Origin of the sequence: Streptomyces sp. IMTB 2501, from assembly GCF_001953885.1 — a bacterium.
In the GTDB taxonomy this organism is placed as follows: domain Bacteria; phylum Actinomycetota; class Actinomycetes; order Streptomycetales; family Streptomycetaceae; genus Streptomyces.
Genome location: NZ_MQUS01000022.1, coordinates 1 through 22446, shown reverse-complemented (window position 1 = coordinate 22446; position 22446 = coordinate 1). Strand labels below are relative to the sequence as shown.

The following is a 22446-nucleotide window of genomic DNA, read 5'->3' as shown; positions in this document are numbered from 1 at the left end:
GGGGCGGCCGTGGCTCGTGCGGCCGGCCTCCCCCTCCCCCGTCGCCTCACGGCGTGCTTCAGTGCGGCCGCCCCCTGGTCCTGGCTCAGCCCGGCGGCCTCCCTCAGGCGCTGGCGTTCGGCGGCCACCTCCAGGGTGGACCCTCGCTGTCACGCAACCCTGGTCCGCCGTGGAAACGCAGGCATCGCTTCTCATCTAGCCTATGTCCGGGAGGAGTTGGGCATCTCTTCATTCCGGGCGAGGTAGGTCCGGAGAAGCTGAGGGGTCCTATGACCTGACCACCTGCGGGAGGCGGGCTTGAGGCACATCGAGGCCTTGGTGCACGACCGGCTGCGCGACATCGACATCGCAGCCTGGCAGGACGTCCCGGCCGAGCAGTTCGCTGACCGGCCGGAACTGATCGCGAGGTATCTGGAGGACGCGCCTCATGAGGCCGCGGCGAGGGCTCTGAAGTACGCCAGGAGCGCGGGTTCGCTGTCGTACGACGAGATCGGCTTCCGTTCGCTGAGCGTGACGCCGTTCCAGGGACAAGTTCCGTTCAAGAGTTTCGCCCAGGCGCGGGCGGACGCCCTGCGGCAGCAGCGGTGGCGCGCGCCCGAGCTGGTCGAGACGTTGTTGGAGCAGCAGCCCAGACTGAGGCACCGCCCGTTGTGCGTGCCGGACGGGCAGTGGGCCTACGAGACCAGCGAGAACCTGTTCAACATGGTGCAGAAGACTGAGCGCGGTGAGCCGGGGGACGGCATCGTGTGGTCGTTTCCGTTGAGCGCACCGCCGAGCGTGTTCCTGGACGGCGCGCAGGACCGTGATCTGCCCCGGCTGCTGAGCCAGTACGCGCGGTACGACCTCGCTGACGGCCGGCGGCCGAACTGGTTACCACTGCCCGCCCTGATCCGCGCCGGCCGTTTCGTGCGGTGCCAGCAGTGGCAGGCGTCACTGGTTTCGGAAACCCTGCCCGGCCATTACTACCTCTTCCTCTCGCACCGCTGGCTCACGCCGACCTCACCGGATCCCGACGGCATCCAGGCCCGGTTGGCGGCCTGGCAGCTGGTCTCGGCCATGTGCGAGGCGGTCTATGTGGCGAAAGAACGCGGCCTGCACACACCTAGGAAGTACAGCCAGTTCGTCAGCGCCGCCGTCGGAGCCGCAGGATCCGACCTCGCCGAGTCCCTCCTCGTCAACGTGCTGCGCGAGGCGCTGGATCCCTCCGCCCTGGCTGACGTGTACGAAGAGGTACTGCCGCTCCAGGAGGTCACCGCGGACAACGGTGTCCGGAAGGCTCGTTCGGACATCGGCCTTGCCCACCTGCGCGAGTTGGTCGGCGACCGCCCGCTGCTCGGAGCCCTGCTTGCTCGTGTCCACGTCTGGTACGACTACAGCTGCGTTCCCCAGCCTCCGCGCACCCCTGAGGAACAGGAGGATTTCGAGTTCGCAATGGGGCACTTCGGCCTGCTCCAGGCACTTGGGAGGACCGCCGTTCTGCTCGATGACTCGGACGACTATCTGAGCAGGGCGTGGTGCACGCTCGAAGTGTTGACGGCCGACGCGCTGCAGAATTTCGACGTGCTGGTGGGAGCCGACCGCCCGACCCTGGTGAAGGGCCGAACGGAAGATCACCTGAGCAAGCTCCTGCTGGACCGGCCGCATGTCGTGTGGCGTGCGGTGCTCGACACTGAGGTGTTCCGGGTCCAGACCCCGGCCGGCTGTATGCGGAGACTCGAGCTGGCGGCAACCGACGAGGCCGACCTGCCGGCCATCTACCAGGGGCTGTGTCGGCTGGGCGCCCCGAGGAAGATCCACATCGACGGCAGCGAGGTGGTCACCGGCACGTTCCCGCTTCCCGTCGTCCAGCACGGGCACACGATCGTCCTGCCCACCACCACCGCGCGTTTGGTGGGCGAGCCGCAGCCGGCGCAGACCACGACGCTGGACTGGGCAGGCGCGACGTCGGTGGACTGGATTCCTGCCGCGGAGCCACTCACGATCGAGTCGTATGTCGTCCTGGAGCGGAGGCGGTGGCGCAGTTCCTGCCACGTGGCGGTCGTCGGGGCGTGCGAGGGTGAAGCGGTGCTCCTCGCCAATTGGATCGTGTCCCGCAAGGACGAGCTGAAGCATGCGGTGGGGATGCCGGTCGGATCACTGACCTGGCTGGCCACTGATGTGGCACCGGTCGGGCACTTCGCCGAGGGAACGCTGCGCACCGCGCACGTGGACGCGCTGTTGTGGGTGCTGGTCGCCAGTGACGTCCGCTTTCTTGAGTGCCCAGTGGTGAGGGGGCTGCTCGCCGCGCTCCGTGCGGCGCGGGTGCCGTTCGTGACACTGGCGATCGACGTACCGGAGAACAACGTCATGCGTTTCGCTCCGACGGACGGCGGAAAGAACGGCGACGCCGATGACGTGGTCCGGGTGGCGGTACGGCAGGCCCGGTCCGCTGCGTGGCCCGGAGGACTCTTCCGGCACCAATTGCTGGAAGAGCTGCGCTCGGCAACCACTGGAGCACGCCGGTGAACGGCGACCGGATGTCCCTCCGCGACGACGTGTTCGCCGCCGTCTTCCGTGGTGAGGAGGGTCTGCTCGTCGAGCTGTGCCGGACCTACGCCGATGCCATTGTCGAGCAGTTCGACGAGTGGGCCAGGGTGCCGGAGGAGTATCGAGCGGACCAGCGGCTGGTTGCCCAATGGGGCCAGGCCCTGGTCACGGTCGCCGAGGTCATGCAGATCCTCGGACATTCGCAGCCGATGGAGAGGCTCGCTCCACGGGGAACGGCTCATCCTTTCAGCAAGTTGAGGTACCTGATGCACAGGGCTCAGCAGAAACATGAGGACGGCGAGTTCGCCGCCAGCTCAGCGGTACTGCATGAGCTGCTGGCGGAGATGGCCGGCTGGCAGGGCCCGTCCGCGGACGACCTGCGGGCCAAGACGTACGGCATGCTCGGCGCCAACTCGGTGCGTCTTGACGCGATTCCGGAAGCCGTTCGGTACACCGAGCGGGCCCTCCAATGCTGTATCGAGACCGGCGACCGGGAAGGCCAGTGGATCTACGCTGAGAACCTCGAAGCCGTGTACACGGCCCAGGAGATCCGGCTCGCGACTCCCCTCGGCCGGCGATTGATGCGATACCGGGAGCGCATCTCGTACGCACAGGACCTCAGTGACACCAGACGGTACGTGGCAAGCAACGACGTGCTGTGTGAGCTGCTCGACGAGTCCGACGGGGCGGAGGCCGACGAGGAGGTCGGCAAGCGCTACCTGGGCAAGATCTACGGCTTGCTCGGCCTGAACCACTTCCGGCTCGGTGCCCTTCCCGAGGCCCGGCGTTTCACCGAACGGGCGCTCGCGGAGTGCCACCTCCGTGGTGACCTCGTGGGCGAGCGAATCTATGCGGCGAACCTGCAAGGAATCAGGTGATGAGTCAAGACGGATCGTCCGAGGACACAGCTTGGCGGCGTCTTCACCGCCCCTACGACTGGGCATCCGACCGCCACCGACCGCTCCACCTGCAAGGGGCGCAGGTACGCACCGGGCACCTTCGTCGATCGCATGCCTTCCTCGATTTAGGTGACGGCGACACGGTCGTAATCGAGGGCCCGAAGGCGATGAATTCTGGGGTGCGCTGGAGGCCGCGGGAGGCCAAGCCGCTTCGTACATCGACCCCGGCAACGCGGGCGGCCCGTTCTTCGACCGCCTGGTCAGGGGGAACGAAGCAGGCATTGCCGACCGTGCGCTCAGCTTTCTCGCAGAGCTCGACGCCCAGCAGCGCAACGCCGTGACCGAGGAGATCGGCGACGCACTGGCTCATGACACGCTCGTAGCAAGGGGCCGGTACCTCGGGCAGGTTGTGGCTGCGTGAGGCCGAGACCACTGCCTGGCATGTTCTGCTCGCCAGGCGCCAGTCTTTTCCAACCTGATCGCGACGCCCGAGGCGGAAAAGTTCCTGATGAAGGGTTGGTGTAGCAGGGCAGCCGTGTGACTCAGGAGCCTCTCAACGCCGCTTGTGCGGGCCGAGATTGAGCAGCACCTTGCCGAGCTGGTCGGAAGTGAGGGCCGGCGCGGTCAGAGCAGGCGCGGCCGGGTTGGTGCGAAGGCCGTCGAGGAGCAGGGCGAGCGGGCGGTGCCAGGCATCCGGGGCGACCGTGGTGAGTGCGGGTACAGCCCTGCCCAGTGCTGCCAGAGTGAAGAGCAGGTCCTCGGTGGTGAGGTCCGGGCGGATGGTGGCTTGCTCCTGACCGCGCCGGAGCAGCTCGTCGATGGTTTCGCGGTTGTGGGCGTGGATCGCCTTCAGGGAAGTGACGCCTTCCAGGTTCGTGGTCATGAGGTCGTTGGTGCCGCGGTCTGCGGCCAGGCCCGCGAACACAGTTCGTAGGTACTGCGTCAGTCCCGTCCATGCGTCCTCGGCGGTTCGTGCCCGTTCGCCGGCTGCTGCGGTCTCCGACAGCGCATCCCGGAAGACCTCGTCGACGAGCGCGGCACGGGTCGGGAAGTGGCGGTAGAGGGTGGCGTTGCCCACCCCAGCCCGCCGGGCGATTACATCGAGCGGGGCATCCAGGCCCTGTTCGGCGAAGACTTCGCGGGCTTTGTCCGTCAGCAGCTTCCGGTTGCGCAGCGCATCACGGCGCCCTGCCGGCGAACGGTCGCCCATCATGTCTCCCTGGTCTTGCCCCGTACTGGGGGGTGTTCCCCGGTACGGATGCTATCGTCGGCCGAGTAAGCGGGGACTGTTCCCCGTTTTACTTCCCGCGGACGGGACGTCCGCGGGTCGTTCACCGGGAGGGGGAAGCATGCTCGGCACCGCACTCGTGCTCGGCGGCGGCGGACCGGTGGGGGGAGCCTGGTTGACCGGGGTGCTCGCCGGGCTCGCCGAGGCCGGGATCGATATCGGCAGCGCCGACGTCGTGATCGGCACTTCCGCCGGTGCCGTCTTCGGATCCCGGCTCCGGTCCGGCGTCCCGCCCGCGGATCTCTACGAGCGCCAGCTCTCCGGAGCAGACGCGGTCCGTCTGCCGGTGACAGCGCGCCAGACGGCGAGCTTCCTCTGGGCGGCGCTCGGCTCGCGCGATCCCCAGCGGTCCATCGAACGCCTCGCCCGGGCAGCACTCCGCGCCCGGACCGGCCCGGAGTCAGGCGTCTTCGACACGGTCAGCGCGCTCCTGGGCGACGTACGCGACTGGCCCGAGCGGGAGCTGCGGATCGCCGCGGTCGACGCGCAGAGCGGACAGACCGAGGTGTTCCACTCGCGCTCTGGAGCCACACTCCTCGAAGCGGTCGCGGCGAGCTGCGCCGTACCCGTCGTATGGCCGCCGGTCACCGCGGCGGGCCGACGCTGGATGGACGGCGGCAGCCGTTCGACCGCCAACCTCCAGCTCGCACGCGGGTACCGCCGGGTACTGGCGGTCGCGCCGATTCCCCGGGCGGTCGGGCCGCATCCGAGCGCCTCGCAGCAGGCCGCGGAACTGTCCGACGACGGAGCGCGTGTCATCCTGCTGTCCCCGGACCGCGCCGCGCGCCGAATGATGGGCCGCAACATGGCGGACGACACCCGCCGGTCGGCTGCCGCCCGCGCGGGCCACGCCCAGGCCAGTGCGTTGGCCCCTTCGGTGGCCGACGTCTGGCAGGGGTGACTGCGGCAAAGCGCACGTTGCCAAACTCTCCTTGAAGGCGGGAAGTCGAGGTCGTCTGCCGCACGAGACGATGAAGCTGCTGGTAGGTGGGTTTTCGACCAGAGAGCCGTCTCTACGTCACTCGACTGATCCCGCTGGTTCATGCCGTCCTGCCGATCGGCGGCAATCGCGGCAGGCCACTGCGCCGCCCCACGCACCTGTACGCCGGCCGCGGCTATGACCACGAGGTCTGCCGGGACGAGGTCCGCCGGTTCCAGATCACCCCGCACATCGCCCGGCGCGGCACCGGGCACGCGTCCGGCCTGGGCATGTACCGCTGGGTCGTGGAAGGAGCGATCGCGCTGCCGCACGCGTTCGCCACCCTCGGCTCCCCCGTCATCTGCTGGCGACGACTGCGCACCCCACTTTGTCGGGAGTAACGGCAGGCAATACGCCAGGAGATGGCCTGCGCGATGCGTCAGAACGCACTCGTAGCAGTCGGACCCGCGCAGCCTCACATCCGGGATCTCAACACGTCGACCTCACAGCCCGGCGCGGTCGGGTCGAAGCCGTGCTCGGCCAGCCACCGAACCGCCAACAGGCTTCGCAACGACCACCACGCGCGGATCACGTCGAGGTCGACGTCGGTGCCATAGCCGGCGACGACGTCGCCGAGGTGCTCCTCGTGTCCGAGCGTCAAGGTGGCGAGGTCGAAGAGGGCATCACCCTGGCCCGCCTCGGACCAGTCGATGATGCCCGTGATCTCGTCGCCGTCGACGAACACGTGAGCGATCTGCAGATCGCCGTGCGTGAACACCGGAGTCCACGGCCGGAGCGCGGCTTCGGCGACCTGGCGGTTGCGAGTGACCAGGTCGGCGGGCAGGACGCCGTTCGTCACGAGCCGCTCGCACTCGCCGTCGAGATCCGCCGCCAACTCGTCGAGGCCCCGGCCGCCCCGGCCGGGCCAGGGCGGCAACGGCGCGTCGTGCAACTTCCGGATGGCGGCACCCGCCGCGGCCCACGCCGCCGGCGACGCGGTCGATGGCCCGCCGAGCCGGCCGAGCGCCGCCCCCGCGACCGTGGCGATCGCGAGCACGGGCGGCTTGCGCCACAGGACCTTCGGGGTCGGGACCGGCGCCAGGGCCATCGCCTCGACCTCGACGTCGATGCGCGCCTGATCGGCGTCCACCTTCAGGAACACGTCGCCGACGCGCAGGGTCGCGCGCTCTGAATGGGCGACCACGACTTTGACCTCATCCATGGGCGACCAGTATCCCGGGGGTGATCGTCGACGTCGCCGGGTTTGTCGCGTGCGATTGCGCGGCTGACTGCGTGCAACTACCCGGCGGCCTCGTGCACGACACCGACCGCTGACCAGGTCAAGCCCACCACTTTTGCCAGGAGCCCTTGGGGCCCTGATGTGGGAGGAGTCGACGACGCAGGTGGACCAGTCCAACCTCGAAGCCGCATGGAGTTGACCGAGCCAGACCTCGTGCAGCCCCTGCCAGACTCCGGTCTTCCAGTCCCCCAGCCGCCGCCAGCAGGTCATGCCCGAGCCGAAGCCCAGCTCCCTCGGCAGGTACTCCCACTGGATGCCGGTGTGCAGCACGTACAGATTTCCGCGCAGTACCTCCCGGTCCGGCAGAGGTTTGCGGCCCGGATACCGGAACCGCCGCTCCCTCCTCGGCAATAGCGGTTCGATCCGCTCCCAGCTTCATCCGACAGGGCCCACGGCCACGCCCCATGACCTGGACAACCGGTGAACGTCGGGACAGGACACGACGATCGGTTCGGATGCCGTCAGAGCCGCGAGGCTTCGCCAGGGAGATCGGATGAACGCGGACACCGTCAACGCGACCTGCGCGGTCGTGATCGATGTCGCATCGCTGATCGTTTCGGTCTGCCAGAGGCACGCCATGCGGCAACCCAACCGCCATTCGGCGCGCCCGATACTCAACCACACCAGGACTGGCCGACGTCCTACGCCCGATGCGTTGAACGGGTTACTCCGCGTGATGCCGGTGATCATTCTGTTAGAGCTTGTCAGGCGGCGAGTTGGAGCATGGCTGTCGCACGCTGGGGGCGTGACCGGTAGTGAGCGGCTGCAGCGTCGATGTTGATCCAGCCACGGCAACGGCCGGTGCCACCGCTGCGTTCGCGACTAGTGCTGTGACCGGGATGGTTCACCGTGATCAGAAGGCGGCTCGCGGGACGAGCGCACGCGCAACGGCTGGTATTACTGGGGTATGCAGGAAGAGATTGCACGCTCCGCGATCGACACGTTCATCTCCGCGTTCAACGCCTCGGACGACAGCTATGTGACTGCCCTGCTCTCCCAGGCTCTGACCTCAGACGTGGTCTTCTGGGGGCCGTTGGGTCGCAGCGAAGGAATCGCGGCGGTCGAGCGGTTCGTGCTGGACATCCGGCGCCACCCGGCGGGGACCGGCACGATGGTGCGCTGCTCGGCGGTGGACATGCCTGACGAGTGGGCCCGGTACCAGTGGGTCTTTACCACGCCGGATGGAGGTCCCCGCCTGGCGGGAACGGACGTCGTCCATCTGCGGCGGAGCCTCATCGACCAGGTCATCGTCTTTGCGGGGGAGATCGAACCGTCCGCCTCCTGAGTCATCCTTCTGTCGCTGTCCTTCTCCTGAACCTGCCCCCTTCGGTGCTCGGGGGCTGCGGTTCGCGGTTGGTCAGGCTGCTGTGTTGAGGGGGCGTCCGCCCCAGCGGATGCCCTTCTCGCTGCGGACGCGGGCGCGTTCCTTGCGTTGGGCGGTGAGTACGTCGGGGTGGCGGGCGTTGGTATTGCGCCAGCGCAGGAAGCGGTGCAGTGCCTGGGTTTGCGCGGGCTGGCTGCGGTGGTGGGAGTTGGCCAGGGTGAACTGCCGCAGCGGGCCGAAGTGGGCCTCGATCGGATGGGCCCAGGAAGCCTAGGTCGGGGTGAAGCACAGCTCGACCTTGTTCTTCTTCGCCCAGCGGCGGATGTCCGCGCCGGTGTGGGCGGAGAGGTTGTCCAAGATGATGTAGATCGGGGCGCCGTCGAGTCGGGCCGCGGATCGACTTGAGCGCGGCCAGGGTGTCGGCGGTGCCCTTGCGACGTCGGTTGACGCCCCACAGGCGGTCGTCGCCCACGGAGTAGCAGCCGCGGAAGTACGTGACGCCGTGAGTGCGGCGGTAGGTCGCCGACAGCCGGTTCGGCTTGCCCTGTTTCGCCCAGCAGGAGCCCGCGGTGGGCCGGATCCCCAGGGGCCCGAACTCGTCGAAGGCGAAGACCCGGTCCGGGAAGCGGTCCAGCACCTGCTCAATCCGGTCGAGCTTGGCGTCGCGATCAGGGTCGGGCGAGTCCTTCCAGCTCTTGGTGCGCTGGAAGGTGATGCCGCGGCGCCGGAACAGGCACTGTAAGGCTTCGTAAGGCTTCACGGCCGATGCGGATGACGCGGCCGTGCACTTTCCGCAGGTAGGCGGCGAGTTTGCGGATCGACCAGCGGGTGAAGGGTTGGCCGAGCCTGGTGGGGCGAGTGGTGGCCGTCCGGATGACGAAGTCCTCGTCCTCACGACTGAGTAGGCGGGGTCGGCCTCCCGCCCACTGAGGGTCCAGGCAGGCCAGGCCGATCTCGTTGAAGCGGTGGATCACATCGCGCACGGTGTCCTCGTCGGCCTGGACCAGCTGGGCGATCACCGGCACCCGGTTCCCGCCCGCCGAGGCGAGCAGCATCATCGCGCGCCGGTAGCGTACCGAACTCGTGCTGCCCCTGCGCATGATCTGCTGCAGCTTCCGCCCCTCCTGGTCGGTCAGTCTGCGTACACGGACAGGCTCGGCCACCGGGCCTCCAGCGATCGGATCGGACGTCGCCGCACATCCAACCGCCACGACCGCCAACCCGGTGAACCTATGCGGTCACAGCACTAGCAGGTCCGCGGCGCGCTCTTCCACCACCGAGGCGAGCGCGGCGTGCCGAAGGAACCGTGTCATGGTCCGCCGCCAGGTCGAACCGTTCATCGCGGGCCTGGAATCGCGCTTGCAAGGCGAAGCAGCGGGCGCCGGGACCTTTCGATATGTGTGTGTCTTGGCAGGAGAGTTGCTGAACAACGCGCTGACGCTCCTCATGGCGAGTTGGCTCACGGGGAGCACCCATACGCCTTTCCTGCTGAGGGCCGTGGACATCATCTTCATGACGTCGGCCTTCCTCGGTGATCCACGGCCTGATCCGCCAGTGCCTGCCCGAACCGGGCCAGCACCGGCACGAACCCGCGACCGCTGGCGCCACCTGGCCCTCGCGGGCGCGCTCGTCCGGCCACCGGACGCCCACCCAGGCCGGGCCCGGGGTCTCCCCGACGACCACGCCCGCCGCCGAAGCGGTCACCGAGCCGTGCTGCAGACGGATACCGGCAGCAGGAAGGCGGCCCCGCCACCGAGCAGCGGGGCACATGAGGCGGCGTTGGCCAGCTGCGCGCCCGGCCAGGGGTTGTCGATGAGGAGGCCGCACGTTTTGCTTCGAGGCACGGCCGGGCCGCCGCGTCGCCGCCGTCAACGACACGGGCGGCACCCCTCGTCCCTCAGCTCGGCTTCCTGGTCACCGCAGTCTCCCGGCTCGCCGCGCTTCTCGGCCTCGGCGTCCTCATGTGGCAGATCCACCAGCACATCTCCAACCCGAGGGCTTGCCTGCGTCCTCCCTGATGCCCAGAGGATCAGGCCACGTTCGCGAGCTTCTGGCGCACGACGATCGCGTTGAGCCGGACCGCGAACGGTGCGATATCGGTGAGGCCCAGGGTTCCCACACGGGACTTGCCAAAGCCCACGGTGACATCGGCGCAGAACGCGACGGCGTACAGGTACGCGCCGACTTCCTCGTCCTGGAGGGCGAAGAACAAATCGCGGTAGTAGCTCGTATGGTCCGGCCCCTCCTCGTAGTAGGCCAGTCCCGGTTCGCCCTCCTGCGCCGCGAGACCGGTGAAGGCATCCATGAGGTCGCGCTCGACGGTGTCCCAGAACGACGCCTGAGCCGCCTCGGGCGGGAGCGCCTGGCGGACCGCCTCTTTGAGGGAGAGCGCCATCACCAGGACCGGCGCCTCCTCCTGGAGTCCCCAGCCACGGATCATCTTGACGATGTCGCTGTCGGGAAGCATGGCGGCGGCATCGCGAATGTGACCGAAGTCGTAGTTGACGGTGGCGGGCGCGATCGCCTCCTGGAAGGCACGCCCCAGGGCCTGTGCCTGGGCAAGATGAGCCTCTCCCACCTCGGTGACCGTCCTGAAGCAGGCTGCCAACTTCCCCTCCTTAAACATTTTGTTGCACTGGTGGGGCGCCAGTATGCCGCACCAGTGCACCACCGCGCCCCGCAGGGCACCGGTGCGGCAGGCGCGACGCGTGACAGCGACACCTTGCAGGGGCGGCTGGGTGCACGGCGCACCCCTTCGAGCAGGACGCGGGTCCGGAACGCCAGGAGGTGGCGCCAGGCCCGCCTCACGCCGTCCAGGTCCCGGCCGGCCAAGATCCAGCCAATGCCGAACATGCGGGATTCGGCGGCCCCCTCCGACTGCTTGTCGAGCTTCGTCTACGCCATAGGACGTGTCCATTCGTTCTGCGTCCCGGCGCCTCACACCCGGAGGCGGATACCGACCGTAAGAGCGTTGGCCAGCGGTGGACAGCGAGTTCAGGCGAAGGGAATGAGGTTGAGCCACCAGCGCGCCAAGTCGTTCAAACCGCTATAAACTCCCGCTGCACTCGCACCACTTCAAAGGGGGGATTCCTTTGCGCGTACGTCTTGCTGCCTCGGCCGTGGCTGTCGCCCTCGCCGGTGTCTTCTTCAGCGCCCCGGCGGCGTATGCAGCCACCTTGCCGTCCACCAACACCGCCCACCAGTGCATACGCCACACCACCGGAGTATGCGGCTGGACGCACCACCAAAAGCCCAAGGACAGGTACGAGACCGCGAAGTGCACGGACGCGTCACTGTCGTACTCGCGGCACTCGCAGGGCACCTGCTCACACCACCACGGCGTCCGCTACTGGTTCAAGTAGCCCGATCATGGACGCAGGGTGCCTCCTCCATGTCCGGAGGAAGCACCCTGCGTGCTCTCGGCGCCGGCTCTCCCGAACCGGCCGACCGACGACGTGTCAGTGCCGGTGTCCGAGACATCAACGCGTCGGTCAGCGTCGCGAAAAGGGCCGGACGGGCCGTGACAGCCGGTGGAACGCGGGTAAGGCCGGTGCCCGTACCGGCACTGCGCGATGAAGCAGGAGCCCACCCGAAGCCGCACCCGACAACGGCGCGACATACGGGCCGTGGGCGACCGCGGCCCGACGACTGGGGCGCGCCGCTGGTGCTGGACCCGCCGTGGCTGGCGGCCCGACTGGCGACGGGCGGGCACCACTGGCCGCACCGCACTCCGTAGCCGGGCGTCCGTCGGCTTTGCGAAGAACCACCCCTTGTCTGCGCAGGGCGAGGCGTACGGTGGCCGAGCTGACGTGTTCGCGGTCGGCGATGGCCTGCAGGGACTGTCGGTCCCTCACATACCACGTTCTCCACTGGCGAACGTTTGGCTGGCGTTCTGGGTCTGGCGGTAGCGGGGAGGGCTCCAGTCGATCCGGTGGTGGGCCAGAAGGTGTCGGGCGTGACCATCACTCCCGGCGGGCCGCCCGTTGATCAGAGGGGTGCAGTCCCCACCCTGCGGAGATCGTTCTTCAGACGGCTGCTCAGGGCTGGCGGACGGGGCGGCCGAGGCGGACGGGGACGCCCGGTGAGTACAGGACGCTGACCGGGGTGGTGCTCGGCGCGGGCAGGCCAGCCGCGGTGAGCAGGTTCTCCTCGCAGGTGATGAGCTCGGCGCGGTGCAGGGGCCAGCGCGGGTGGTGGTTGGGCAGATACGCCAACCCGCCGGGGAAGGCGTTGTGCATACCCCAACGGGCGGTGAGAAAGTGCTCCAACTCCGTTGGTTCGTTGATGCGTTCACCTGTCCGTACGGTGATGCGGCTGGCCGCACCGGGCCCGCCCGGCCACCGGCGCGAGCTGGTATAGGTGACGGTGTCGCCGGCGGCGCGCACGGCCATACGGGACCACAGGTAGGGAAGGTGGAAACCGATGCGTCCCATCACCACGGGGATCAGGCGCGAGGCATCCATCGAACGGAAGACGACCCCGCGGCGGCCGTGTTCGTCCACCGAGTACAGGCGGACGTTGGTCTCCGGGAACGAGCCGAGGTAAGGCACCCCGGGCAGCCGGAACCAGCCGACCTTGCGCATGCGGAAAGCGACCAGCCCGACGTAAGTGCTTCCTTCGTGGATGTCGGGTACGGTCCCGGTCGGCAACAGCTGTGCCACCGTGGCCGGTTCGACGGCCCAGTGGATGAACACCAAATCCAGCCACTGCTGGGTGAGCAGCGGGAAGCGTATGTCGACAGGAGCGTCTGGGGAGACTGCCATGCCAGGTGAGCGGCGAGCGTCAGGGGCGGGCTTCTGCACAGCTTGAGCATGACAGGAGACGGAACACTACCGGTAGGTCGATGCTACTGGACTTGCGACACAGGGCCCGGGAACTTCAGGACCACGCTCTTGCACTCCGCCCGGTGCTACTCATTGAAGATCCACCCTCCTGGAGTTGCTGGTCATGAGGCTGAGATACCTGTCCGTACGATCCGGGCGGGAGGTACGTCAGGTGGCCAGCGGTGTGGATGCGACCTTCGTGGGCTGATCACGGCCCGCGAGGCCGAACTGGAGCTGCAGGCTGAGATGTTGGGTCGGCAACTCCAAGAGGTGCGCGGCGAGCCGGAGGAACTCACCGTTGCCGAGCGGGACGTGCGTCGGCTGGCCGAGCAGCTGCCTGTAGAAGGGGAACAGGAAGCGACGCCGCCCGGGGGCAGGCGGTCCTGCCGGAGGGCTACCAGCGCGTCATGGATGCGGCGCGGCGGGCGGATGCGCCGGTCATGGTCAAGCAGGTCTGCGCTGAGCTGGGGATGTCCTTGGAGTCGGCCCGCTCGGAGGCGATGCGCTCGGAGCCGAACCGGCTGGCCGAGCGAGGCCGGCTGCGCAAGCTGGGCGTCGGGAAGTTCACCACCACGCCGTGAGCGTCCGTGCTTGATCACCTGAGGTTGCTGTCCGTTAGTCTTCTGGGGTGCACTCGTACGAGGAACTCACGTCGGCGGAACGCCAGTTGTGGGACGCCTATCACACTGGGCGCCTGGTGGACTTCCGTACGGGTGGTGCGGAGGACGACCCCGAGAACGGCGAGGGTTGGGGCGCCGAGCGGACGGTCAGGGCCACCGTCGTGGCCACTCTGCTCCTCGGCGCTAATCCGGAACAGCCGGGGCACGTTCCGGCGTTGCGGCTCGCGGGTGCCCGGATCAGCGGCGCGCTCGACCTGAGTGAAGCCGATATCGGGCATGGGCTGTGGTTCGAGGGTTGCTGGTTCGAGCAGGGCCTCGGACTGTACGGAGCCGCAACCCGGACGATCGAGATCAAGGGCAGCAGGCTCCCGGGACTCAACCTGACCATGGCGCGGGTGGCAGGCAGGGTCGTCCTTCGCCACACGGTCCTGAACGGCAGACTCTCATTGATGAACGCGCGCCTGGCCGGCGAGCTGATGCTCAGCGACGCGGTCGTCTCACACCCTGGGGACTGGGCTCTCGTCGCCGGCGGGCTCGTCATGGAGGGCGGACTGTTCTGCCGTAGAACCATCGTGCACGGCGGTATACGTCTCCTGGGTGCTCAGCTGCCCGGCGGCCTGCACATGGAGCAGGCGCAGCTACACCACCCTGATGGCGTTGCGCTCCTCGCCGACCATGCGGTGGTGAGCACCATGACGCTGTCCCAGGGATTCACGGCCGAGGGGACGGTCAGCCTGCGGGGCGCGCAGATAACCGACCAGCTGACCCTCGACGGCGCCATCGTCCGGGCCGACGGTACGGCGCTGGACTGCGCCCGCATGCAGGCAGGAGTCTTCGTCTTCACCCCCGCCGAGCCGCCGTCCGGCCAGGTGAACCTGGAGAACGCCCGGGCCATGACCGTTCACGACCGAGAGGACGCCTGGCCGGACACTGTACGACTGCAGGGCTTCACCTACGGCTCCCTCCACGAGAGCGGTGATCTCCGGACGACGTCCGTTGAGCGTCGCGTGGCATGGATACGACGGCATCCCGGCTACTCCGCCCAGCCCTACGAGCAACTGGCCGTTTGGTACCGGCAGATCGGCCACGACGACGACGCCCGACGCGTCCTGCTGGCCAAGCAACGCCACCGCAGAAGGACCCTGGGCCTGCCCACCCGCCTGGGGGGCCACCTCCTCGATGCCACGGTCGGCTACGGCTACCGCCCCTGGCTGGCGGGCGTGTGGCTCGCGGCGCTCGTCCTGCTCGGCACTACGGTCTTCGCGATCCACACGCCCCGGCCGGCCCAACCCGGCCAAGTGCCACCCTTCAACCCTTTCATCTACACCCTTGACCTGTTGATCCCTATTGGTGGTCTCGGCCAACGCACGTCCTGGTACTGGACGGGTGGAGCGACCGCTTGGCTGTCTTACGCCCTCATTGCCGCCGGCTGGATCCTGACGACCGCGGTACTTGCCGGTATCACCCGCACCCTGAACAGGAACTGACCCTTTCCAGTGGCCAGTTGAGAGAGCGGAGGCGTGGGCGTCCACTGCGTCCAGCAGCGACTGAGGCGGCCGGTGATCCGGCTGTGGGCGCTGATCGCGCCGCTGCTGCCGCCCTGGCCCGAGGAGGCTCCTGGCCCGCGGCCGGTGCCGGACCGGCTGTGCCTGGAGGGCATCCTGTAGGTGCTGCACAACGACATCGCCTGGCAACTGCTCCCCCAGAAGCTGGGGTTCGACCCGGGCCAGACCTGCTGGCGGCGGCTGGAGCGGTGGCCGCCACGGCCGTGCGAGCCATCATCGGGGCCCCGGTCACCAACGCCGTGACCGGGGCCCCAGGATCAGCTACTGCGGAAGGTGCCGACCGCCGCTAGTTCCGGTACCGGAACACGATCCGGCCGCGCGTCAGGTCGTACGGCGGGAGCTCCACCAGCACCCGGTCTTCCAGCATGATCTTGATGTAGTTCTTGCGGATCTTCCCGCTGATGTGCGCGAGCACCTGGTGGCCGTTCTCGAGCTCCACGGTGAACATGGCGCTGCGCAGGCACTCGACGACCTTGCCCTCGACTTCGATGACGTTCTTGTTCTTCGTCATCGCACCAGCTCCAGGTTGCTGCTCATCGGCCGGGCGCCGATGCCCTCGAACAGCGCCGAGGCTGCTTGGTTGGACTCGTGGACCTCGGCCCAGGCCGCGGCGAAGCCGGAGCGGTGCAGCGTCCCCAGCGCGTGGGCCAGCAGCGCCCGCGCGATGCCTCGGCGCTGCTCGCCGGCCCGGACCGCGACCAGCCCGACGCGCGGCCGGTTCACCGTCACCACCCGGATCAGACCCAGGTAGCGGTCCGGCGTCGCGGCCACCGCGTACTTCGACGGGTCGACGATGGTGTCGCCTGTGGGGCGGGGAATTACCTCCGCGGGCATCGACTGCCATCCGACGGTCGCCTCGACTTCGTCACGGATCGCGCGGTCCACCGCCCGCAGCAGACTCTCGTCCGCCTGACCGGCGGGCACGATCGTCACGCCCGACGGTGGCAGGGCTGCGTCGAGCCCTGTGACCCGCGGGTCGGTCGGCACGGCGTACTCCCACTCGCGGCGCCGGATCGTGAAACCGGCCCGCCGCCAGCCGGCCGTCAGCTCGACGTCGGCTTCGTCGACCACCGTGTACAGCGGCGCCGGCAGTACCGCCAGCATCGCCTCGACGAGCCGGTCGAAGGTGGCGTCGTGCCAGGCGTCGATGCTGACGAACAAACGTCCGTCGGGCCGGTGCACCGCATGCCCTCGGCCGACCACCAGGTCGTCATCCAGTGCATGCCATTGCCTGTCCGCAACGCGCGTGATCACCACCGCGTTCTCGCTCAGGCCGGATGTGAAAGGCTTCGTGTTCATCGGAGTCTCCTTCCAGGAGTGCCTCGATCTCAGGCGCTCCTGGCGACACCGAACGTCAGCCGCCGGACCGTGACGGGTTGAGGGAGCACCCACGGGTAACTGTGTTCACGGGGCTCACCTCCATACGACGACTTCACGGTCCACCATGAAAGTAGCAACGGGTCACCGGCTTACTCAAATCCTTTTTCCTATGAGCTCGGTCGTCCGGCGATGGGTGGGATGCCGTCGCCGAGGTCGAGGGTCCGGGTGTTGTCGTTCACGTTGGCGGCCACCGCGATGACGTGCAGCGGGGTGCCCTTGCCGTCGCAGATCAGGCGGTGCTCGCTGCCCGCCTTCCGCCGGTCGACCGCCGACCGACCGGTCACGGCTCCCCCGCTTTCGCGCGCACGTGGGAGCCGTCCACGCACGCGCGAGTCCGGTCGAGCTCGCCAGCAGGTCTGCCCGGACTCCGGCTCCAGCGGGAGGAGTTGGCGGGCGATGTCCCGGTGCAGGAGGTACAGGATGCCCTGCAGACAGAGCTGATCATCCACTGGCCTCGGCCCGGCGACCGCTTCGGCCGGGGCGGCGGGAGCGGTTCGATCAGCGCCCACAAGTCATCGTCCACGAGCCACGTGGCAACTGGACCCTGGACAAGCCCTGTCGTTCCAGTTCAGGGGACACTCCTGCGTTCGGGGCAGCAGTTGGATCACGGGCACGGCTGCTCCCGGACGGCTTTGTTGCGCTGGCGACTGAGGGTGGCTCAGGGCCCGGCCGTGCCCTCAGCAGTGTCCGGGTTGGTGGTCCATACCAGCTGTGTGCAGTGGACCTTGCCGCGCGCCCGGTAGGCGGGGGCGATGACGAATTCGGGGTCACCTTCCTCCGGTGCGCCGAGCCCTGGTTCCCGCTGGTCGGGACTGAGCGACTCAAGCGAGGAGCCGAAGACCCAGGCGGGGTCGCCGCCCAGGTACTCCGCCCGTCTGCGCAGTTCCGCGGCGGTGGCGCACAGGCGTTCCGCGTCCTCGTCCGCTGCGGCACCGGACAAGATGTCCTTGATGGCCTGGACATCGGGGAGCGCCTGGCCGAAGAGCTCCGAGCATACGGCGCTCATCCTCTCCGCCAGTTCCCTTCGGTCGATGCGGCCAGCGCCCGTGCGGGGTATGGACCTCCGCACCGTGGTGAGCAGCTGCTGCTCCCGGAAGTTGCGGTATGCCTCGGCAATGTTGTGGTGGTGGACGTCCTGGTCCGTCGCCACGTCCATGCGCTGCTGGTTCTGCCGCGCGAGCAGATGCTGTATTTTCTCCCCCTGGTCCTTCACTTCCTGCTTGAGTTTCTGCAGTTCACCCCTGAGTTCCCGGTAGTCCTTCTCGAGCGCCTCGATCCGCCTGGTCTTACGCTTGATGATTCCGGCGAAGTGCATCATGAGCGTCTCCAGGTCCTCGCGATCGTCGGGATCCAATCCCGCCATGTACTCGAAGAGATCCGACGAACTGCTCACGTCCTCACCACCTGGGTTTGAACTCTATTGACGTTTCCAGCGTCTCCCCGGTTTCCAGAACCCTTGCCGTTACCTTGGTCTGGGTGCCGCCGAACCGCATGCACAGCTCGACCTTCCGCTCGGTCCGGGTTAGCTTCCTGACCGCGGACGGCAGTTTCACCACCAATTCGCCGATGGGGACCGACCCTCGGTCGGTCACGTACCGCGGGTCGTGCTCGGTGGTTCGGTAGAGCGTGAACGCCATATCCTGTTGGTTGTTCTTCATGGGGGTGTATACGCACTTGACCTCTTGGTCCACCTCCACCGGATCCCCTATCCGGACGAAGGCGTTGAAGCGCGTCGAACAGAGCTCCGCACCGTCGTCGTCGGTCACCTTCGAACTCGTCGGGTCGCCCTTCTTGAACGGCCAGCTCGCGTCGCACCCGTAGGTGTAGCGAGTGCGGCGAATCCGGGTCCCGGAGGGGTCGTAGGCGAAGTGCACGGCGCCGTGGAGAACCGCCAACGCGGGAAGGGGCGGAACAACGAATCGCACCCGGTCGCCGTCGTCGAACCTCTCGGCCATGCGGCGCTGGAAGTACCGAGACTGGGCGAATCCCCCCATCCCCAGCAGGCGGACGTTCTCCGGCGCGTTGGCGAGCACGCGGTCCAGCTGCGTCTCGATGAGGTTCATCATGGGGTCCAGGACCTGGTCGAACAGGCCGAGGAAGGCATCCCTGGAGATGACGAAGGCGTCGTCGACGCCGTTCTGCCTACTCGCCAGCGCATCGAGTCCCGCATCTCCCATCAGCCGGAAGAGCCTGCCCGGAATGGAGATGTTCGTGTCGCCGGGGTCGTCGGGGTCGAAGTCGATCTTCCTTCGCTCGAACGCCTGGAGCAGGTCGTGGAGCAGGCCAGGCGCCTTCTCCTCATAGTCGAGAAGCCGGGAGGCGCCGTCGAAGTGCCCCGGGCTGTTCAGCCGAGACTCCAAGATCTCCGTCCGAAAGGCCAGGTTGACGTACTCCGAGCCGAGCCGGTCGCCGTCCGCTGTGATCACCTCGGCGAGGCGGCGGCCGTCCGGCTCGACCTGGTAGGCCGTGATGTCGACAGTACCGCCGCCAGCATCTACGACGACGATACGGGTTCCCGCACGATCCATGCCCCCGCCGGAAAGCGCGTTGCGTGCATACTGGACCGCCACCTCGGGCTCCAGGCCGAGGTGGAACCGGTGCTCCTCGGTGGGCAGACCGGCTCGTTCCGCCGCCCGCCGCATGGCGTCACGCGCCTGGTCGTCCCAGATGGCGGGCACCGTCAGGCACCAGACGATGTCCTCTTCCTTGAATCCGCCGAGTTGTATCTCGTTGAGGGCGAGCGAGTAGAGTTTCTGGAGATAGAGGGGAATGAGCTTCTCGTTGCGGCGGGCGAGGCCACCTATCGAAGGCGCGGTGTCGTGGGCCGGGGCCAGGAACATCTTCATCTGGAGCCCGGTGACCAGTTCACCCGCGCTGTCCCCCCGCTGCTGCTGGTATTTCTTCAGGGCCGAGTGTCCCCAGTCGGCGACGGTTCCGTCCTTGTTCAACAGAAGAGCCGTCCGGTTCTTGGGATACGTGGCTGGCTGGTCGCTCCACTGGTCGCGGCTGAGGATCTGACGCGTGGCGCTGTCGTCGTTCTGGTTGCACTTGACCGCCCATGCGTATCCGCTGCCGTGCGTCCCGAAGTCGATGGCCGCGGCGACCTTCGGCTCGTCGCTCATCGACGCCCCTCCCAGCCGTGCAACTGGTCAAGGCGCCGTTGTGCGGCCGCCTCCCGGAGGGCCTCTGCCTCGGCCGTGTACTGCACGTCGCCCAGCAGCCCGAATACCCCGAGGAGTTCGCGCAGGGCGGCCAAGTGCCGGGTCCCGTCGTCCAACGGCAGGGACGCCAGCTCGGCGAGCGCGGTGCGGGCCATGCGGCGGGCCAGGTCGGTGAGGCCGCCCTCGGCCAGGATGCGGGCCTGATGGGCGTAGGCCAAGTGGGTATCGAGTCGGCCCGTGGCGGCCAGGAAGTCGTATGAGTCGGCGGCGCTGGTCGAGGCCAGGGCGCGTTCGGAGTCCTCGCCGGCGGCCAGGAGGATGTGCATCCTGGGCGCCCGCTCGTGGCGGAGCAGGTGGAACCAGTCGCCCAGGTTCCCCGCGGCCAGCGAGAACATCCGGCCGAGCCGGTCACCGATGTCCTGAGCCTCGGCGGGATCGCCGGCGGCCGTCAGGGGCATCGGAGGGAAGTTCATGTGCAACGACGTGCAGTCCGTTCCGGGTAAAATGTTCCAGGCCGCCAGCGACGGCCATATGCGCCCGCCCTCTTGCGCCTGTCCATACACCAGCACGACGGGCAGGTCATGAAGCACCTGCTGGACGGTCCGCACGTCCACGTCGAGGCGGTGCAGTGGGCGGTCGATCAGGCCGGCCATCGGCTCCAGGTCGCCGTGCCAATGGCTGGTCAGCCAGGCCTGGCGCACGGCGACCACGAAACGGGGGCCGTTGTCCGCCGTGACGGCTCCCTCGTGGTAGAAGGGGGCGATCAGCAGAACGGGCTTCCGGCCGTCACCAGTGGCCTCGACCACGTGTTCCCGGACGGCCTCGGGGGTGTGGGAAAACGGGCTGTTGGCCAGTTCCAGTTCTCGTGTCCGCAGCGCGTCGTGAAGTGCCACCTGCACCAGCGCCCGGTGCCATTCCAGGTCCTCGGCCGCCTGCTGCGAAGCCGAGATGAGCTTCCGATTCCTCTCGTACTCTCGCTGGTTGACGATATCGGCGGCGAGAGCATTGACACTCGTCGTCACCACATCGAGCCCAGCTCTGATGGCGGCGGTCTTGACGCCCTTCGAGGACGCCAGCCTGACCAGTTCCATGGTGCGTGAGTGCTGCCGCTCACGAAGGAATTCGTTGAACGAACCCATCCGCATCTCATGGTCTTGCTGCTGCTGGGCCTGCTTGCCTTCCTGGTGCCCCTTGAGCAGGCCGAAGGCGCCTTCAGTCGCCGTGTTGCCCCACTCGATGAGCTTGTCGGCCTGCTCGGCGAGTCCCACCAGACTCACCAGGCGCGACAATAAGCCTTTCTTACCCCCGGCCATACCGGTACCACCCATCCCCCATCAGGCCAGATCGGCCTTCCCAGTTAACAGATAGCACACCCCCGGTGGCCCTCACCCGACGTTTGCGTGGGAGGGACTCACAGTTGTCATGAAGGACTGCGACTTCGAACGTCTTGCGCCTTTGTGCCGACACCGTCCGAACCGGCTGCGTGATCGCGTGACTGTCTCACCCATCGATTCGGGAATGCGGGCGACCGCCTGTCTCGGGCCGTCAGCGCTTGACCTTCTGGAAGGGCGAGGAGGCGTTGGTGCGAGGGCTGCCGAAGAGGTCCCAGAACCTGTCGCTCGCTTCGCTGAGGACGTTGACCTCGTTCCGCCCAGCCGAGACGAGGCCGTCCACCTCAGCCTGCACCTCGGCCCAAAGCCGGTCCCACAGAGCATTCTCCATACCCGCGTCGAACCTCACAGGCCGCACCCGAGAGCGACCCGCGATCGGCTTGAACTACGGTCCCACCAAACGGCCTTGGCAGGACAAAACGCTCTTTGAGAAGACGGGAACGGAGACGGCCGCACGCCTCACCGCAGCGCCGGAGACGGCTGCGGCCAGCCGTCGAGAGCGTCGCACTCGTGGGAGCTACGCTGCCTTGGGTTGCGCGGCACGCGTGCCCGAGGCGAGCCCATGGACATGCTCGGGCAGGAAGGTCTCGTCTTCCCCGAAGTCCGGGGCTTGGAAGGGGTTCGTCGTCGGAGGTGGCGATGCCGCAGCGGAACAGCGGGGTTGCCCTTCCAGGGCGGAGAACAGCGACGTCAGATCGATGAGAGGTCTCCCTTTCGTTACAAGCCCCTGAAGGGGCCTGGCGTGCCGTGACCGGGCACAGCGGTCCTACAGCTTGGTCATCTTGGCGTACGGGCTCAGGATCCGCATTTGCGTCGAGCCGAAATCCACGAGGGCCGCGATTCCATCCTCGATGCCGATGACCCGGCCGAGGCCGTACATGTCGTGTGTGACCTGGTCACCCACGGCGAAGTGCTTGGGAGCCGGTGTGACCGGGGCCTTGAAGGGGCTGGTAGGCAGATGGCGCTTCGGCGCAGCACGCTTTGTCATTGCCCCAAGTATGCGCTACGAACTGCGCTGCCGGCCCACTCTCAGAGGCAGGTGTAGTTGATCGTTAGACTTCACTCCAGTAAGCGCCGAGTCTGCCGACCGGCTGACAGAGGGGCGGGGTCGGGAGGTTCGGCCTCGTAGGGGACCGAACTACCCGTACCCTTCGTGGTGTCTACGGCGTCACATAGCGGGCGCACAATACTGGAGGCAATACCTCGTGCTGATCGCTCAGCGTCCCTCGTTGACCGAAGAGGTCGTCGAC

The 22446-nt window shown here is 67.8% G+C and carries 21 protein-coding genes and 2 pseudogenes; 9 read left to right on the top strand and 14 right to left on the bottom strand.

Annotated features, from left to right (window positions below):
* The first annotated feature begins 297 nt into the window (after positions 1-297).
* The gene (locus tag AV521_RS31120) at positions 298-2505 is read left to right on the top strand and encodes a hypothetical protein (protein WP_076093050.1); all 2208 of its coding nucleotides are present in this window, start codon (positions 298-300) and stop codon (positions 2503-2505) included.
* Positions 2502-3404 (top strand): hypothetical protein, encoded by a 903-nt coding sequence (locus AV521_RS31115; RefSeq protein ID WP_076093048.1) that lies wholly within the window; start codon positions 2502-2504, stop codon positions 3402-3404. The genes AV521_RS31120 and AV521_RS31115 overlap by 4 nt, the downstream gene beginning before the upstream one ends.
* A gap of 574 nt (positions 3405-3978) precedes the next feature.
* Here the strand turns inward: AV521_RS31115 and AV521_RS31110 are convergent.
* Positions 3979-4635, bottom strand: a complete 657-nt coding sequence (locus AV521_RS31110) for a TetR/AcrR family transcriptional regulator (protein WP_079249497.1) — start codon at positions 4633-4635, stop codon at positions 3979-3981.
* A 139-nt stretch (positions 4636-4774) separates the two neighbouring features.
* Here AV521_RS31110 and AV521_RS31105 point away from each other — a divergent pair, with 139 nt between their 5' ends.
* Together AV521_RS31105 and AV521_RS31100 are read left to right on the top strand one after the other, a co-directional pair.
* Entirely contained in the window at positions 4775-5614 is an 840-nt protein-coding gene (locus AV521_RS31105; protein WP_076093044.1) for a patatin-like phospholipase family protein, read from the top strand.
* A gap of 86 nt (positions 5615-5700) precedes the next feature.
* Complete coding sequence (locus tag AV521_RS31100; RefSeq protein ID WP_076093042.1) at positions 5701-6033, top strand: hypothetical protein; 333 nt, start codon at positions 5701-5703, stop codon at positions 6031-6033.
* A gap of 74 nt (positions 6034-6107) precedes the next feature.
* On the opposite strand, the gene AV521_RS47960 is transcribed toward AV521_RS31100, so the two are convergent.
* Both AV521_RS47960 and AV521_RS47955 read right to left on the bottom strand, forming a co-directional pair.
* Positions 6108-6854, bottom strand: a complete 747-nt coding sequence (locus AV521_RS47960) for a phosphotransferase family protein (protein ID WP_076093247.1) — start codon at positions 6852-6854, stop codon at positions 6108-6110.
* Between the two features lie 144 nt (positions 6855-6998).
* A pseudogene (locus AV521_RS47955) lies at positions 6999-7318 on the bottom strand (transposase); the annotation flags it as partial.
* A 521-nt stretch (positions 7319-7839) separates the two neighbouring features.
* Between AV521_RS47955 and AV521_RS47950 the strand changes: the two are divergent.
* The gene (locus AV521_RS47950) at positions 7840-8217 is read left to right on the top strand and encodes a hypothetical protein (RefSeq protein ID WP_030825962.1); all 378 of its coding nucleotides are present in this window, start codon (positions 7840-7842) and stop codon (positions 8215-8217) included.
* Positions 8218-8289: 72 nt separating this feature from the next.
* Here AV521_RS47950 and AV521_RS31080 read toward each other — a convergent pair.
* Both AV521_RS31080 and AV521_RS31070 read right to left on the bottom strand, forming a co-directional pair.
* A pseudogene (locus AV521_RS31080) lies at positions 8290-9419 on the bottom strand (IS630 family transposase).
* 866 nt (positions 9420-10285) lie between these two features.
* Positions 10286-10864 (bottom strand): Type-2Aa cytolytic delta-endotoxin, encoded by a 579-nt coding sequence (locus AV521_RS31070; RefSeq protein WP_076093036.1) that lies wholly within the window; start codon positions 10862-10864, stop codon positions 10286-10288.
* 484 nt (positions 10865-11348) lie between these two features.
* Here AV521_RS31070 and AV521_RS31065 point away from each other — a divergent pair, with 484 nt between their 5' ends.
* A complete protein-coding gene (locus tag AV521_RS31065; protein WP_256725729.1) occupies positions 11349-11618 on the top strand; it encodes a DUF3761 domain-containing protein in 270 nt (89 codons plus the stop codon).
* A 675-nt stretch (positions 11619-12293) separates the two neighbouring features.
* Here AV521_RS31065 and AV521_RS31055 read toward each other — a convergent pair.
* The gene (locus AV521_RS31055) at positions 12294-13019 is read right to left on the bottom strand and encodes a YqjF family protein (RefSeq protein WP_076093030.1); all 726 of its coding nucleotides are present in this window, start codon (positions 13017-13019) and stop codon (positions 12294-12296) included.
* A 467-nt stretch (positions 13020-13486) separates the two neighbouring features.
* Between AV521_RS31055 and AV521_RS49515 the strand changes: the two genes are divergently transcribed.
* The 3 genes from AV521_RS49515 to AV521_RS52820 are packed head-to-tail and all read left to right on the top strand — an operon-like array spanning position 13487 to position 15366.
* The gene (locus AV521_RS49515; RefSeq protein ID WP_179023500.1) at positions 13487-13660 is read left to right on the top strand and encodes a hypothetical protein; all 174 of its coding nucleotides are present in this window, start codon (positions 13487-13489) and stop codon (positions 13658-13660) included.
* 47 nt (positions 13661-13707) lie between these two features.
* A complete protein-coding gene (locus tag AV521_RS31050) occupies positions 13708-15186 on the top strand; it encodes an oxidoreductase (RefSeq protein WP_076093028.1) in 1479 nt (492 codons plus the stop codon).
* 33 nt (positions 15187-15219) lie between these two features.
* Positions 15220-15366, top strand: a complete 147-nt coding sequence (locus AV521_RS52820; RefSeq protein ID WP_107481073.1) for a transposase — start codon at positions 15220-15222, stop codon at positions 15364-15366.
* A 184-nt stretch (positions 15367-15550) separates the two neighbouring features.
* Here AV521_RS52820 and infA read toward each other — a convergent pair whose 3' ends face one another.
* From infA to AV521_RS30995, 8 genes are all read right to left on the bottom strand, one after another.
* The gene (infA, locus tag AV521_RS31040; protein WP_010981942.1) at positions 15551-15775 is read right to left on the bottom strand and encodes a translation initiation factor IF-1; all 225 of its coding nucleotides are present in this window, start codon (positions 15773-15775) and stop codon (positions 15551-15553) included.
* The gene (locus AV521_RS31035; protein WP_076093026.1) at positions 15772-16563 is read right to left on the bottom strand and encodes an N-acetyltransferase; all 792 of its coding nucleotides are present in this window, start codon (positions 16561-16563) and stop codon (positions 15772-15774) included. The genes infA and AV521_RS31035 overlap by 4 nt, the downstream gene beginning before the upstream one ends.
* 188 nt (positions 16564-16751) lie before the next feature.
* A complete protein-coding gene (locus AV521_RS49510) occupies positions 16752-16928 on the bottom strand; it encodes a hypothetical protein (RefSeq protein WP_179023498.1) in 177 nt (58 codons plus the stop codon).
* A gap of 374 nt (positions 16929-17302) precedes the next feature.
* On the bottom strand, positions 17303-18037 hold the full coding sequence (locus AV521_RS31020; RefSeq protein ID WP_076093024.1) for a hypothetical protein: 735 nt from the start codon (positions 18035-18037) through the stop codon (positions 17303-17305).
* 4 nt (positions 18038-18041) lie between these two features.
* Positions 18042-19766, bottom strand: a complete 1725-nt coding sequence (locus AV521_RS31015) for an Hsp70 family protein (RefSeq protein WP_076093022.1) — start codon at positions 19764-19766, stop codon at positions 18042-18044.
* On the bottom strand, positions 19763-21073 hold the full coding sequence (locus AV521_RS31010) for a hypothetical protein (protein ID WP_076093021.1): 1311 nt from the start codon (positions 21071-21073) through the stop codon (positions 19763-19765). Before AV521_RS31010 ends, AV521_RS31015 begins: the two co-directional genes overlap by 4 nt.
* 277 nt (positions 21074-21350) lie before the next feature.
* Complete coding sequence (locus AV521_RS49505; RefSeq protein WP_179023496.1) at positions 21351-21527, bottom strand: hypothetical protein; 177 nt, start codon at positions 21525-21527, stop codon at positions 21351-21353.
* 435 nt (positions 21528-21962) lie between these two features.
* Positions 21963-22184, bottom strand: coding sequence for a hypothetical protein (locus AV521_RS30995; protein WP_076093017.1), 222 nt, complete (start codon positions 22182-22184; stop codon positions 21963-21965).
* Positions 22185-22446: the final 262 nt, after the last annotated feature.